This window comes from Archangium sp. Cb G35 (genome assembly GCF_001896145.1).
Classification (GTDB): Bacteria; Myxococcota; Myxococcia; order Myxococcales; family Myxococcaceae; genus Archangium; species Archangium violaceum.
Genome location: NZ_MPOI01000005.1, coordinates 501,468 through 514,224, shown reverse-complemented (window position 1 = coordinate 514,224; position 12,757 = coordinate 501,468). Strand labels below are relative to the sequence as shown.

The 12,757-nt window shown below is 67.6% G+C and carries 10 protein-coding genes and 1 riboswitch; of the genes, 5 read left to right on the top strand and 5 right to left on the bottom strand.

Annotated features, from left to right (window positions below; translation table 11 throughout):
* Window positions 1–5 precede the first annotated feature (5 nt).
* Window positions 6–560, top strand: coding sequence for a hypothetical protein (locus tag BO221_RS18350; protein WP_198956136.1), 555 nt, complete (start codon window positions 6–8; stop codon window positions 558–560).
* Window positions 557–1,219: a putative glycoside hydrolase gene (locus tag BO221_RS18345; RefSeq protein ID WP_073561735.1), complete on the top strand. Its 663-nt coding sequence runs from the start codon at window positions 557–559 to the stop codon at window positions 1,217–1,219. The genes BO221_RS18350 and BO221_RS18345 overlap by 4 nt, the downstream gene beginning before the upstream one ends.
* Before the next feature lie 21 nt (window positions 1,220–1,240).
* Here the strand turns inward: BO221_RS18345 and BO221_RS18340 are convergent, their stop codons facing one another.
* The 4 genes from BO221_RS18340 to BO221_RS57355 all read right to left on the bottom strand — a co-directional run bounded on the left by BO221_RS18340 (window position 1,241) and on the right by BO221_RS57355 (window position 5,583).
* Window positions 1,241–2,485: a cytochrome P450 gene (locus tag BO221_RS18340; protein WP_198956135.1), complete on the bottom strand. Its 1,245-nt coding sequence runs from the start codon at window positions 2,483–2,485 to the stop codon at window positions 1,241–1,243.
* Between the two features lie 296 nt (window positions 2,486–2,781).
* Window positions 2,782–3,474 carry a hypothetical protein gene (locus BO221_RS18335; RefSeq protein WP_073561734.1) on the bottom strand — a complete coding sequence of 231 codons (693 nt, stop codon included), beginning with the start codon at window positions 3,472–3,474 and terminating at the stop codon, window positions 2,782–2,784.
* Window positions 3,475–3,623: 149 nt separating this feature from the next.
* Window positions 3,624–4,715 (bottom strand): recombinase RecA, encoded by a 1,092-nt coding sequence (recA, locus tag BO221_RS18330; RefSeq protein ID WP_073561733.1) that lies wholly within the window; start codon window positions 4,713–4,715, stop codon window positions 3,624–3,626.
* 109 nt (window positions 4,716–4,824) lie between these two features.
* Window positions 4,825–5,583 carry a hypothetical protein gene (locus tag BO221_RS57355; protein WP_073561732.1) on the bottom strand — a complete coding sequence of 253 codons (759 nt, stop codon included), beginning with the start codon at window positions 5,581–5,583 and terminating at the stop codon, window positions 4,825–4,827.
* Window positions 5,584–5,771: 188 nt separating this feature from the next.
* Between BO221_RS57355 and BO221_RS18320 the strand changes: the two genes are divergently transcribed.
* The 3 genes from BO221_RS18320 (at window position 5,772) to BO221_RS18310 (ending at window position 10,790) form a co-directional block, all read left to right on the top strand.
* Window positions 5,772–6,737, top strand: a complete 966-nt coding sequence (locus BO221_RS18320; RefSeq protein WP_233166114.1) for a serine/threonine-protein kinase — start codon at window positions 5,772–5,774, stop codon at window positions 6,735–6,737.
* An 83-nt stretch (window positions 6,738–6,820) separates the two neighbouring features.
* Window positions 6,821–7,026, top strand: a riboswitch (cobalamin riboswitch).
* A 225-nt stretch (window positions 7,027–7,251) separates the two neighbouring features.
* Entirely contained in the window at window positions 7,252–9,684 is a 2,433-nt protein-coding gene (locus BO221_RS18315) for a ribonucleoside-diphosphate reductase subunit alpha (RefSeq protein WP_233166112.1), read from the top strand.
* A 125-nt stretch (window positions 9,685–9,809) separates the two neighbouring features.
* Window positions 9,810–10,790, top strand: coding sequence for a ribonucleotide-diphosphate reductase subunit beta (locus BO221_RS18310; protein WP_052519717.1), 981 nt, complete (start codon window positions 9,810–9,812; stop codon window positions 10,788–10,790).
* A gap of 91 nt (window positions 10,791–10,881) precedes the next feature.
* Here BO221_RS18310 and glmS read toward each other — a convergent pair whose 3' ends face one another.
* Window positions 10,882–12,717, bottom strand: coding sequence for a glutamine--fructose-6-phosphate transaminase (isomerizing) (gene glmS, locus BO221_RS18305; RefSeq protein ID WP_073561730.1), 1,836 nt, complete (start codon window positions 12,715–12,717; stop codon window positions 10,882–10,884).
* Between the last annotated feature and the right edge of the window lie 40 nt (window positions 12,718–12,757).

Genomic DNA, 12,757 nt, shown 5'->3' with positions numbered 1-12,757 from the left:
GCCGTATGAAGACGTGGCTGGTGCTGGCCGCGGCCGTGGGCATCTCCGGATGCTACGAGCCCGCCAGCTTCGTGTATGGCGAGTCGCTGGAGGATCTCACGCTCCAGCTCCACAGCCCCAACGTGGGCATCTACCCGGACAGCTCCGTCCTGGAGGATCCGAACAACCCCTTCCGCCACACCACGCCGGGTGTGGAAACGAAGTGGGACATCCAGGCCAGCGGCGCACGCGTGGCCGCGTTCTACTCGTGGGCCACGCTGCTCGCGCGGGAGCCGGGAGGCGAGGCGCAGTTCTACGTGGGCACCACCCTGCTGGCCATCTACCAGAACGGCGAGGCGAGCCAGGAGGAGCTGCCCCTGGTGAAGGCCCAGGCCATCCGCGCCTACCAGTCCGTGCTCGACAACTTCCCCGACGCGGTCACCTACGACGCCACGGGAACGTACGCCTATGACCTGGTGACGCCCGCGTACAAGGGCATCACCGAGATGGGCGGCATGGTGCAGGGCGGCTGGACGCTGGTGAAGCTGTCGAACGGTCAGGACAGGGCGGTGAAGCCATGAAGAAGCTCGCTGGATACGCGGTGCTGGCCCTGCTGGCCGCGTGCAGGCCGGACCCGGGACTGTCGGACTACGAGAACCAGGGGCCGACCAACCCCGGCAATGGAGACCCGGACACGGACCCGGACGTGCTCCCGGGCCCGTTCCCCTACCAGACGGGGCAGCGCCGCCTGGGCGTGGGCTTCTACGAGGGGGGCCGCTCCGACGACATCGCCGTGGACAACACCACCACGCACGTCTACCTGTACGATGGCACCTCCACCCTGGAGCCCTCCTCCACCCGCGTGGAGGGCAAGTCGGCGGACCTCGTCGTCCACGCGGGCAAGGCGTGGCTGGGGCTCGGCGTGCACTGGGACTCGACGCGCAACCTGAGCGCGTGGAAGACGCTCCACGTGAGCCTGCGCTCGTCCGACCCCGGCTTCTCCGCGGTGAAGGTGGGGATGAACTACCTCGACGGGACCGACAAGAGCGTGCAGCTCGACGTGGAGAAGTACGGCTACAGGAATGACGGCGAGTGGCACCACCTGGCCATCCCGCTGGCGGATTTCACAGCGGGCGGCCTGAAGCTGAACGTCGTCAGCTCTCCGTTCGCGCTCTTCGCCGGCGGGGGCGCGCCGGCGGACAAGCTGCTGCTCGACAACCTGTACTTCACGGCCGAGTAGCACCGGGCTGGGAGCGGAGTCCTACCGGGCCTCCGCTCCCAGGACCACCGGCAGCGCCAGGAGCCCGCGGAAGCCCGCGTTGTCGATCCAATCCACCGTGGCCCCGGGCTCCAGCTTCAGGTGCGGGAAGCGGCGCAACAGCGCGGCGAAGGTCTCCTGCGCCTCCATGCGCCCCAGCGCCGCGCCCAGGCAGTAGTGAGGGCCCATGCCCAGCGTCATGTGGCGCAGCTCCTCGCGCCGCACGTCCAGCTTCTCCGGGTCCTTGAACTGCGCGGGATCCCGGTTCGCCGCCGCCATCATCAACATCACCCGATCCCCCTTCCGGATGGCCTGGCCTCCAATCTCCATGTCCACCTTGGCCTCCCGGTTCGTGAACTGCACCGGCGGGTCATAGCGGAGGAACTCCTCCACCGCGTTGGGCAGCAGCTCCGGAGAGGCGCGCAGCAGCTCCCACTGCTCCGGGTGGCGCAGCAACGCCAGCAAGCCGTTGCCAATCAGGTTGGTGGTCGTCTCATGGCCGCCGAAGAGCAGCATGGTGCAGGTGGACAGCAGCTCCTGCTCGCTCAGCAGGTTGCCCTGCTCCTCCGCGTGCACGAGCCCGCTCAGCAGATCAGTCCCCGGCTGGGTGCGCCGCTGGGCGATGAGCATCCGGAAGTAGGCTTCGAACTCGAGGATGGCGTTCAGGCCCGCCGTCACCTGCTCCTGCGTGGGACGGCCCGTGCCGATGAGGCCCGCCAGCTGATCCGACCACCGCTTGAGCCGGTGCCGATCCTCCCGGGGCAGCCCCAACATCTCGCCAATGACGATGACGGGCAGCGGGTTGGCCAGCTCGCTGATGACCTCCATCCGCTCCTTGCCCCGCGCCGCGTCCAGCAGCTCCTCCACGAGCGCGCGGATGCGCGGACGCAACGCCTCGACCATGCGTGGCGTGAAGGCCTTGTTGATGAGCCCGCGCAGGCGCGTGTGGCTGGGAGCATCGAGGAAGAGCGCCCAGGAGGACAGGTTGCGAGCCAGCGGCTCCATCATCTTGCGGACTTCCTCGGACATGCCCGCGGAGAACTGGCCCGTCCGGGCCGACAACAGGCGCATGTCGCGGAAGCCCGCGTTCACATCCGCGTACCGCGACACCAACCAGGCACCCCACGGCTCGAAGAAATGGACAGGTGCCTCCCGGAGCATCCGCGCGTAGCCGGAATAGGGATCCTTCCGCCGCTCGGGATGCATCAGTTCAAAGGGATCGGCAACTTCCATCGGAATGGCCGTCATGCACAGCTCCTCGTATGAGTGTTCGCCACGCCCTCGGGCGGAAACGATGGACCCGGGTGGGCTGGCCCGGAGCGTACGACCGACAGGGTGCAATTGGATAGACGGAGGAGGACTCACACCCGATGACACAATGAGACTCAATTATTCGAGTTGGAGGCGCCAGCCGGGCCACCGGAGGATGCAAGCGTTCATGAAGGCGTGACCTCGGCGAGCGCGCCTACCCAGGTAGCGGTCGGCTACTCGGGCGCCACCACGGTCACGGCTGCGCCTGGGCCCGAGCACGAAGCTGCGAGATGTCAGGGATTGCCCGTGGCGTAGGCGAACAACTCGATGGGGGTGGCGTAGTAGATCCACCCGAAGAAGCCACCCACGGCCGAGTGGGAGGGCGGCTCGAAGTACGCCTTGTTCCGCACGCCGATCAGCGCCAGGAGCCCGCCAAGGGTGAGGGTCCACACCACCTGGAGGGTGAAGGTGACGGCGTAGGAGGCAATCACCAGGGGGATGTAGCCGGGACCGAGCACCCGGGCCTGCAACAGGTGCATCCGCTCGTGCTGACCCGCGCCACCCAGGTTCACCGTCCCGATGGTCTGCAGAACACTGTGGCCAAAGCCACCCGAGCCCCGCGGCTGGAAGCTGATCCACGCCTGCCCCTCGGAATCCGTACGCGAGGGCGCTCCGAAGAAGATGTAGATGATGTTGCCGAGCACGAACCCGGCCATCGTGTTCGGCAGGCTCCACGTCAGGTCGATGAACAACTCGATCCACCCGGCGGCCGTCTCCAGGTCATAGATGCATAGGATGCCCGCCTCCAGCCCATAGAGCAGGCCAAAGCTGCCTCCGGCGATGAGCGCGACCTTGGGAAGTGCCGCCACGGTCTGCGGCGAAAAGACGCCCTGCCACACCGGCAGCACGCTGATGCTCAGCAATACCACCGTGGGCACGACGAGCGAGATGAGGAACGTGAGCAGGCCCTGCACGGTCTTGGACATGAAGCCCTCCTGTGGCTCCGTGGGAAGTTCCAGCGGGCGGAGGGTGACGAAGAACCGTTGTGACGGGCCGCGGGGGTACCAGAAAAGCAAGGGGCCGCCCCCCCTCTCGGGAAGACGGCCCCTGGTACTTCAGGCTGAGAAGGCCCGGACTACTTCGCGGCCTTCGCGCGCTGGCGCTTCTCGCTGTGGCCCTCGGCGGGAGTCTCCTCGGCGGGAGCCGGGACGGCGGCCAGGGCCGGCTTGCCGATGCCGTACTTCTCCATCACCTGCCGCTCCACCTCCACGCGCACCTCCGGGTGGTCGCGCAGGTAGTCCTTCGCGTTCTCACGGCCCTGGCCGATCCGCTCGCCCTTGAAGGAGAACCAGCTGCCGCTCTTCTCGATGATGCCGTCGTTGGACGCCAGATCGATGAGGTCTCCCTCCTTCGAGATACCCGTGCCGTACATGATGTCGAACTCGACCTCCTTGAACGGAGGCGCCACCTTGTTCTTCACCACCTTCACGCGGGTGCGGCTGCCCACCACGTTCTCGCCATTCTTGATGGCGCCCACGCGGCGGATGTCCAGACGCTGCGACGCGTAGAACTTCAGCGCGTTACCGCCCGTCGTCGTCTCGGGGTTGCCGAACATCACGCCAATCTTCATGCGGATCTGGTTGATGAAGATGACGCACGTCTGGCTCTTGCTGATGGTACCCGTCAGCTTGCGCAGCGCCTGGCTCATCAGACGGGCCTGCACACCCATGTGCGCATCACCCATCTCGCCCTCGAGCTCGGCCTTGGGAACCAGCGCCGCCACCGAGTCCACCACCAGCACGTCGATGGCGCCCGAGCGCACCAGCATCTCGGCGATTTCCAGCGCCTGCTCACCGGTGTCCGGCTGGCTCAGCAGCAGGTCATCGGTGCGCACGCCCAGCTTGCGCGCGTAGCCGATGTCCAGCGCGTGCTCGGCGTCGATGTAGCCGGCCACGCCGCCGCGCTTCTGCGCCTCGGCCACGATGTGAAGGCAGAGGGTCGTCTTACCGGAAGACTCCGGCCCGTAGATCTCGACGATGCGGCCCTTGGGCACACCGCCGACGCCCAGTGCGATGTCGAGCGAGACGCTTCCCGTCGAAATGGCCTGAACATCCCGGACCAGCGGCTCCTCGTTGCCGAGCCGCATGATCGACCCCTTACCGAACTGGCGCTCCACAGCGGACATCGCCAGTTCGATCGCCTTCTCCTTCTCTGGATTCACGGCCATTTCGTCTTGCTCCTTGCGTATGCGGCGAGCCACCCCGGCCCACCTGAACTCGCGTTTAGTATCGCGTAGGGATAACCCTAGTCCATCCCTCTGACATGACCCACGGCGTTCACCGCCGAGGCAGCATGAGGAGCAACCAGGCCAACAGTCCAGCTCCCCCGCTGAGGGCTCCGTAGTAACCCCCGAAGACGCCCAGGTATAGCTGAAGGAGTGACAGGACGAGCAGGCCCAGCAGGCCCGCCCGCTGTGACGCCGAGCGTTCAGGGCCCAACAACGCCGGCACCAGGGACAGCAGCGACAGTCCCCAGAGCAGGACGAGGGGCAGCCCCGGGCCGTCCAGCTCCAGGGACGGTGTATGGGTCAGCACCTGGGCGGCGATGCCCACCGCCATCAGCGCCCCGGCCGCCGTGGGCCTCCAGGGGGAGTCATTAGAGGCTCCATCCTGGCCACGCAGGAAGGCCAGATCCTCCGGGCGGACCTCCAGCGCGTAGGGGAAGCCGAGCCGAGTCAGTGCCTCGGTGGCCGCCGCCCGGCACGCGCGGCCTCCCGTGTCCTCCAGTCCCGCGAGCTGGCCGCTCTCCAGGAGCTGCTCGAGCAGATCCGCCACCTCCCGCGAGCCCCCTCCAGCCGCCAGCGCGTCCAGCAGCTGGTTCAGCACCCCGGCCACCTGGGCGCGATCCGCGTCGCTGGCCGCCATCCGCGCATCCTGGACGAGGGCGAGCACCTGCCCCAGGTCCTCCTCGGGCCCGGCGGGGCTGGCCGGCGCCTCCCAGGGGGCCAGGGAGGGCAGCTCCGCGCTCCCCTCTTCCCCCAATTCGCCCTGGCGGGAACCGGAGCCGGGCGGGCGTGTGTGGGTGCTGTCGGTCACGGCCAGGACTGTAACGACCGGGACCCACTACCTCCAAAGCATCCCGCCCCTCCCCTACCCCGGAGCTTCCGCCACCCGACGCCGGGACCTCCGGCCGCCACCCGGATGACAGCACCCCGCCCTCCGGGGAGGCATGTGGGCATTTCCCGTACCTGAATCAGGGTGGTGACAGAGTAGAATCGCTGACCGTGCAGCCCCCCGGACAGCCCAAGACCGTGGAAATCCCCTCGCGCCGCTTCGGGCGCTATGTGCTCCGCTCGCGCCTGGGCTCGGGGGGAATGGCGGAGGTCTTCCTCGCGGAGGCGAAGGACGAGAAGGGGGCCCCTTTCAAGGTGGCGCTGAAGCTGATGCGCAAGGACGTCACCGCCGAGTCCTTCGCCGACGAGGCGGACCTGATGGGCCTGCTGGAGCACCCCAACCTGGTGCACCGGCTGGAGATTGGAGAGGCCTTCGGGCGCTACTTCATCGCCATGGAGTTCCTGGTGGGTGGAGACCTGGACGGAATGCTCCGGGCGCACGAGCGGCAGGGGCAGCGCATCCCATTGGCCGCGGGCGTCCACGTGTGCATCGAGGTACTGCGGGCACTGGCCTACTTCCACCAGGCGCGCACGCGCACCGGCCGGCCGCTGGAGCTGGTCCACGGGGACGTGAATCCCGCCAACATCTTCTTCTCCGGGCAGTGCGAGGTGAAGCTCGGCGACTTCGGCGTGGCCAAGGCGCGCGGGTTGGACCTGGGCCCGGAGGAAGGCGTGACGGCGGGCAAGCTGCACTACCTGTCGCCGGAGCAGACGCGCGGGGACTCGGTGACGCTGGCCTCGGATCTCTTCTCCATGGGCATCGTCCTGCACGAGCTGGTGCTGGGCTTCCACCCCTTCGAGCGCGGCAGTGACGACCCCGACGTGGTGATGGCGGCCATCCGGTCGGCGAAGCTGAATCTGCCGGACACGTTGGACAAGCGGCTGGCGGCGGTGATGCGCAAGGCGCTGGCACCCGACGTGAACCAGCGCTACCGCACGGCGGGCGAGTTCGCGGGAGCGCTCCTGACGTGGGCCCTGGACACGGGCCAGCCCTTCAGCCCGCGCGAGATCCAGGCGGGGCTGCAACAGGCGCTCTCCCTGGCGCTCTGGGAACGCGAGAAGGGCCACCCAAGGTAGCCCAGAAGTACGATCGCTCGAAGCAGGACACAAGGCCCGGAACGTCGGCCACTGATCCTTTGACAGCATGGGGCACCCCCCTTACGTTGACGCGCGTCGCTGGTGCCCGGGTCTCGGCCCGGGCTTGAAAGGGAATCCGGTGTGAATCCGGAGCTGCCCCGCAGCGGTCAGCGAGAACGAACCCGTCCACGCACACTGGCCGAGAGGCTGGGAAGGGGACGGTTGTAGGCGTCGGCGATGAGCCGGGTGCTCGCGAGCCCGAAGACCTGCCAGCCACCTGCCCCTGGGGAGAAATCCGGGGGTGGATCGACCTGGACGCCTCGTGGGGAGGTGGAAGGTTCCGTGCGCCACGGGTTCCCCGTGCTCGTCCGGCCCGTCCGCTCTCCTCGTGGGGTGCTCCAGTCGCCCGAGGGGGCGAAGGTCGGCCTGGCGAGTCATCGCACGTCGCAATGCGCGACACGGGCAGACCTTTTTCTCCGCGGATCCACACGGTCGCGAACGGAGGAGGAGGAGCATGCTGAACGGAACCCACATCACGTCCACGACACCGCCGCCCACCACCATGAGGGTGCGCAAGCGCAACGGGGTGCTCGAGGGCGCGGACCTGAACAAGATCGTCCGGGCGATCGGCCGCTGTTGCGATGGGCTGCGTCAGGTGGATGCCATCCGCGTGGCGACGAAGACGATCGCCGGCCTCTATGACGGTGCCTCGACGCAGGAGTTGGATCAGCTCTCCATCCAGACCGCGGCCTCGCTGACGCTGGAGGAGCCCGAGTACGCGAAGCTCGCGGCGCGGCTGCTCGCCACGTACATCGACAAGGAGGTCTCCGGTCAGGAGATCCACTCCTTCTCGCAGTCGATCGCCGCCGCGCACCGGCTCGGCCTCGTGAACGAGCGCGTGGCCCGGCTCGTCTCGACGAACGCGCGCAAGCTGAACGACACGATCGACCCTTCGCGCAACCGGCTCTTCGAGTACTTCGGGCTGCGGACGGTCTACGACCGCTACCTGCTCAAGCACCCGACGACGCGCGAGGTGCTGGAGACGCCGCAGCACTTCTTCATGCGCATCGCGGTGGCGCTCGGGGAGACGGTGCCCGAGGCGCTGGAGCTCTACCGGCTCTTCTCGATGCTCGAGTACGTGCCGAGTTCCCCCACGCTCTTCAACTCGGGCACGTGCCACGAGCAGCTCTCGTCGTGCTTCCTGCTGGACTCGCCCGGGGACGAGCTGGAGAGCATCTACCAGCGGTACACGGACGTGGCGATGCTCTCGAAGTTCTCGGGAGGCATCGGGCTGGCGTACCACCGGGTGCGTTCGCGCGGCTCGCTGATCGGGAGCACGAACGGGCACAGCAACGGCATCGTCCCGTGGCTGAAGACGCTGGACGCGTCGGTGGCGGCGGTGAACCAGGGCGGGAAGCGCAAGGGCGCGGCCTGCGTGTACCTGGAGACGTGGCACGCGGACCTGGAGGAGTTCCTCGAGCTGCGTGACAACACGGGCGACGAGGCGCGGCGCACGCACAACCTGAACCTCGCCAACTGGATCCCCGACCTCTTCATGAAGCGCGTCGAGGCGGATGGGAAGTGGTCCCTCTTCGACCCGAAGGGGGTGCCGCACCTCACGGACCTGTACGGCGAGGAGTTCGATCGCGCCTACGAGGAAGCGGAGCGGCAGGGCCTCGCGGCGAAGACGCTGAAGGCGCGCGAGCTCTACGCACGAATGATGCGGACGCTGGCGCAGACCGGGAACGGCTGGATGACGTTCAAGGACAAGTCGAACCGGGCCTGCAACCAGACGGCGCTGCCGGGCCGGGTCGTCCACCTGTCGAATCTCTGCACGGAGATTCTCGAGGTGACGTCGCGGGACGAGACGGCCGTGTGCAACCTCGGCTCCATCAACCTCTCGCGGCACACGTCGGTGGACGAGAGCGGCCGGGTGTCCTTCGACTGGGAGAAGCTGGGGCGGACGGTGCGGACGGCGGTGCGGCAGTTGGATCGGGTGATCGACCTGAACTACTACCCCATCCCCTCGGCGAAGGGCTCGAACCTCCGCTGGCGCCCGGTGGGCCTGGGCGTCATGGGCCTGCAGGACGTGTTCTTCCAGATGCGCCTGCCCTTCGACAGCGCCGAGGCGCGGGCCGTGTCGCGGAAGATCTCCGAGGAGATCTACTTCCACGCGCTCTCCGCCTCGACGGACCTGGCGGCCGAGCACGGAGCCCACCCGGCCTTCTCCGAGACGCGGGCGGCGCGCGGCGAGCTCCAGTTCGACGCGTGGAACGTGGTCCCCGAGGACACGGCGCGCTGGGACGCGCTGCGTGCCCGCGTGAAGCAGGTGGGCCTGCGCAACTCGCTGCTGATCGCGATCGCCCCCACGGCGACCATCGCGTCCATCGCGGGCTGCTACGAGTGCATCGAGCCGCAGGTGTCCAACCTCTTCAAGCGCGAGACGCTCTCGGGAGACTTCCTCCAGGTCAACCGCTACCTCGTCGAGGAGCTGAAGACGCTCGGCATGTGGAACGAGGACATGCGGGCCCGCATCAAGCTGGCGGAGGGCTCCATCCAGTCGCTCGAGGAGATTCCGGCGAATGTGCGAGCCATCTACCGCACGGCGTGGGAACTGCCGATGCGCTCGCTCATCGACATGGCGGCGGACCGGGGTGCCTTCATCGACCAGAGCCAGTCGCTCAACCTGTTCATGGAGGCGCCGAACATCGGCCAGCTCAGCTCCATGTACATGTACGCGTGGAAGAAGGGGCTGAAGACGACCTACTACCTGCGCTCGCGGCCGGCCACGCGCATCGCGAAGGCCACCGTGGACGCGTCCCGGAACGGCTCGGACACGAAGCTGAACGGCACCGGCGAGATCGCGCGAGCGGAGCCGAAGCCCACCGATGAGCAGGCCGTGGCCTGCTCCCTCGAGAACCCCGAAGCCTGCGAGGCCTGCCAGTGAGCGCACCGACGAACGACACCTGGACTCCGATGAACCTCCCGCCCGTGCGAGACACTGCCCCCGTAGTGCCCAACAAGGTCTCACACGCGACGCCGAAGACGGGTGCGCGCCTGCTGGACCCGGGCATGAACCTCACGCTGCGCCCGATGCAGTATCCGGTCTTCTTCGAGATGTACCGCAACGCCATCAAGAACACCTGGACGGTGGAGGAGGTGGACTTCTCGACGGACGTGGGAGACCTGCGCTCGAAGATGACGGCGGCGGACCGTCACCTCATCCAGCGGCTGGTGGCCTTCTTCGCGACGGGCGACTCCATCGTGGCGAACAACCTCGTGCTGAACCTCTACAAGCACGTGAACGCCCCCGAGGCGCGCATGTACCTGTCGCGGCAGCTCTACGAGGAGGCGCTGCACGTGCAGTTCTACCTCACGCTGCTCGACACGTACGTGCCGGACCCGGCCGAGCGGGCCCGGGCCTTCGCGGCGATCGACACCATCCCGAGCATCCGCAAGAAGGCGGAGTTCTGCTTCAAGTGGATGGACTCCATTGGCGAGCTGGAGCGGCTGGAGACGCGGGAGCAGCGGAGGAAATTCCTCCTGAACCTCATCTGCTTCGCGGCCTGCATCGAGGGGCTCTTCTTCTTCGCGGCGTTCGCGTACGTGTACTTCCTGCGCTCGCGGGGGCTGCTGCACGGGCTGGCGGCGGGGACCAACTGGGTCTTCCGCGACGAGAGCGCGCACATGGCCTTCGCCTTCGAGGTGGTGAAGACGGTGCGCCGCGAGGAGCCCGGCCTCTTCGACGCGGAGATGGAGCGCGAGGTCGCCACCATGCTGGAGGAAGCGGTGGCGTGCGAGCTCCAGTTCGCCGAGGACATCCTGGGACTCGGGGTCGCGGGGCTCTCGGTGCACGAGATGCGGCAGTACCTGGAGTTCGTCGCCGATCAGCGGCTGGTGATGTTGGACCTGCCGAAGCGCTACGGCGCGAAGAACCCGTTCGGCTTCATGGACCTGCAGGACGTGCAGGAGCTGGCGAACTTCTTCGAGCGCCGCGTCTCGGCGTACCAGGTGGGCGTCGCCGGAGAGGTCACCTTCGACGCGGCCTTCTGACCGGAAGGCTCAGCTGGAAATGAAAACGCCCGGGGGCCTCGAAGCGAGGCATCCCCGGGCGGGCTGGATCGGCGGACCGATCCGGCGCGGACTACTCGACCGTCACGCTCTTGGCGAGGTTGCGCGGCTGATCCACGTCGTTCCCGCGCAGATCCGCCACGTGGTACGCGAGCAGCTGCAGGGGGATGGTGGCCACCACCGGCGCGAGCAGCGCGCTGGCGGCGGGGATGCGGACGACGTGATCCGCGAGCGAGGCCACGTGCGCGTCATCCTCGTCGATGATCGCGATGACCTTGCCGCCGCGCGCCCGCACCTCCTCGATGTTGCCGATGATCTTCTCGTACGCCACGTGCGGCTGCTTGGGCGCGATGACCACCACCGGCATCTTCTCGTCGATGAGCGCGATGGGACCGTGCTTCATCTCACCGCCGGCATAGCCCTCGGCGTGGATGTAGGAGATCTCCTTGAGCTTGAGCGCGCCCTCGAGCGCCACCGGGTGCATGGGGCCGCGGCCGAGGAAGAGGAAGTCCTGCGCGTTCATGAACTCGCGCGCCACGCGCTTGACCGAGGTCTCGCACTTGAGCACGTCCTCGATCATCTTGGGGATCTCGGTCAGCGAGGTCAGGTGCTCCTGCGCCGCCTTGACGGTGAGCGTGCCACGCATGCGGCCGAGCTTCACCGCCAGCAGGTAGAGACCCACCAACTGCGTGGTGAAGGCCTTGGTGGAGGCCACGCCAATCTCAGGGCCCGCGTTGGTGAGGATGGTGATGTCCGCCTCACGCGTCATGGCGCTGCCGATGACGTTGCACAGCGCGAGCGCCGTGGCACCACGCGCCTTGGCCTCCTTGAAGGCCGCCAGCGTGTCCGCCGTCTCGCCCGACTGGCTGATGGCGATGGCCAGGTGCGAGGACTCCACGATGGGATCGCGGTAGCGGAACTCGCTGGCCAGCTCCACCTCCACCGGGATGCGCGCCAGGGACTCGATCATCGCCTTGCCGGCGATGCCCGAGTGCCACGAGGTGCCGCACGCCAGGATGGTCACCTTGGTGAGCGAGCGCACCTTCTCCGGGCTCAGGTTCCAGCCCTCGAAGTGCACGTCGCCCTCGGAGAGGAGCATGCGGCCGCGCAGCGTGTCCGCCACCGCGCGAGGCTGCTCCATGATCTCCTTGTGCATGAAGTGCTTGTGGCCGCCCTTCTCCGCCATCATCGGCGTCCAGTCGATGCGGCGGGTGGGCCGGTTCACCTTCTGGCCGGAGCGGCCGTAGATGTCCACGCTGGAGGCGGTGATGACGGCCAGGTCACCCTCCTCCATGTAGACGAAGTCGCGCGTGTGCTCGAGCAGCGCCGGCACGTCGCTGGCCAGGAAGTTCTGCCCCTGGCCAAGGCCGAGCACCATGGGAGAGGAGTCCTTGGTGCAGACGATCCGGTTCGGGTCGCTGGTGGTCACCACCGCCAGGGCGTAGGTGCCCTTCACCTGGGCGATGGCCGCGCGCACCGCCGCCGGCAGATCCAGGCCGCTCTTGAGCTCATCGGAGATGAGGTGGGCGAAGACCTCGGAGTCCGTCTCGGAGGAGAAGTGGTGCCCCTTGGCGCGCAGCTCCTCCTTGAGGGCGAGGTGGTTCTCGATGATGCCGTTGTGCACCACCGCCACGCCACCGTAGGTGTGCGGGTGGGCGTTCTCGTCCGAGGGACGCCCGTGCGTGGCCCAGCGCGTGTGACCGATGCCCACGGTGCCCTGCGGCACGTCAGTCTGGACGCGGTTCTCCAGGTTCTTCAGCTTGCCCGTGGCCCGCACCACGTTCAGGACGTTGCGGTTCACCACCGCCACGCCAGCGGAGTCATACCCCCGGTACTCGAGCTTCTTCAGCCCGGACACCAGAATGGGAGCCGACTCCTTGTCCCCGACATACCCAACAATGCCGCACATGTTGTCCGTCCTCTCTCACGCCCGAACCCCGGTTTGCAAA

What these genes read in the sequence shown, in the direction of transcription:
- BO221_RS18350 (WP_198956136.1), top strand. Translation starts at nt 6, where the DNA reads ATGAAGACGTGGCTGGTGCTGGCCGCGGCCGTGGGCATCTCCGGATGC.
- BO221_RS18345 (WP_073561735.1), top strand. Translation starts at nt 557, where the DNA reads ATGAAGAAGCTCGCTGGATACGCGGTGCTGGCCCTGCTGGCCGCGTGC.
- BO221_RS18340 (WP_198956135.1), bottom strand. Translation starts at nt 2,485, where the DNA reads ATGACGGCCATTCCGATGGAAGTTGCCGATCCCTTTGAACTGATGCAT.
- BO221_RS18335 (WP_073561734.1), bottom strand. Translation starts at nt 3,474, where the DNA reads ATGTCCAAGACCGTGCAGGGCCTGCTCACGTTCCTCATCTCGCTCGTC.
- recA (WP_073561733.1), bottom strand. Translation starts at nt 4,715, where the DNA reads ATGGCCGTGAATCCAGAGAAGGAGAAGGCGATCGAACTGGCGATGTCC.
- BO221_RS18315 (WP_233166112.1), top strand. Translation starts at nt 7,252, where the DNA reads ATGCTGAACGGAACCCACATCACGTCCACGACACCGCCGCCCACCACC.
- BO221_RS18310 (WP_052519717.1), top strand. Translation starts at nt 9,810, where the DNA reads ATGAACCTCACGCTGCGCCCGATGCAGTATCCGGTCTTCTTCGAGATG.
- glmS (WP_073561730.1), bottom strand. Translation starts at nt 12,717, where the DNA reads ATGTGCGGCATTGTTGGGTATGTCGGGGACAAGGAGTCGGCTCCCATT.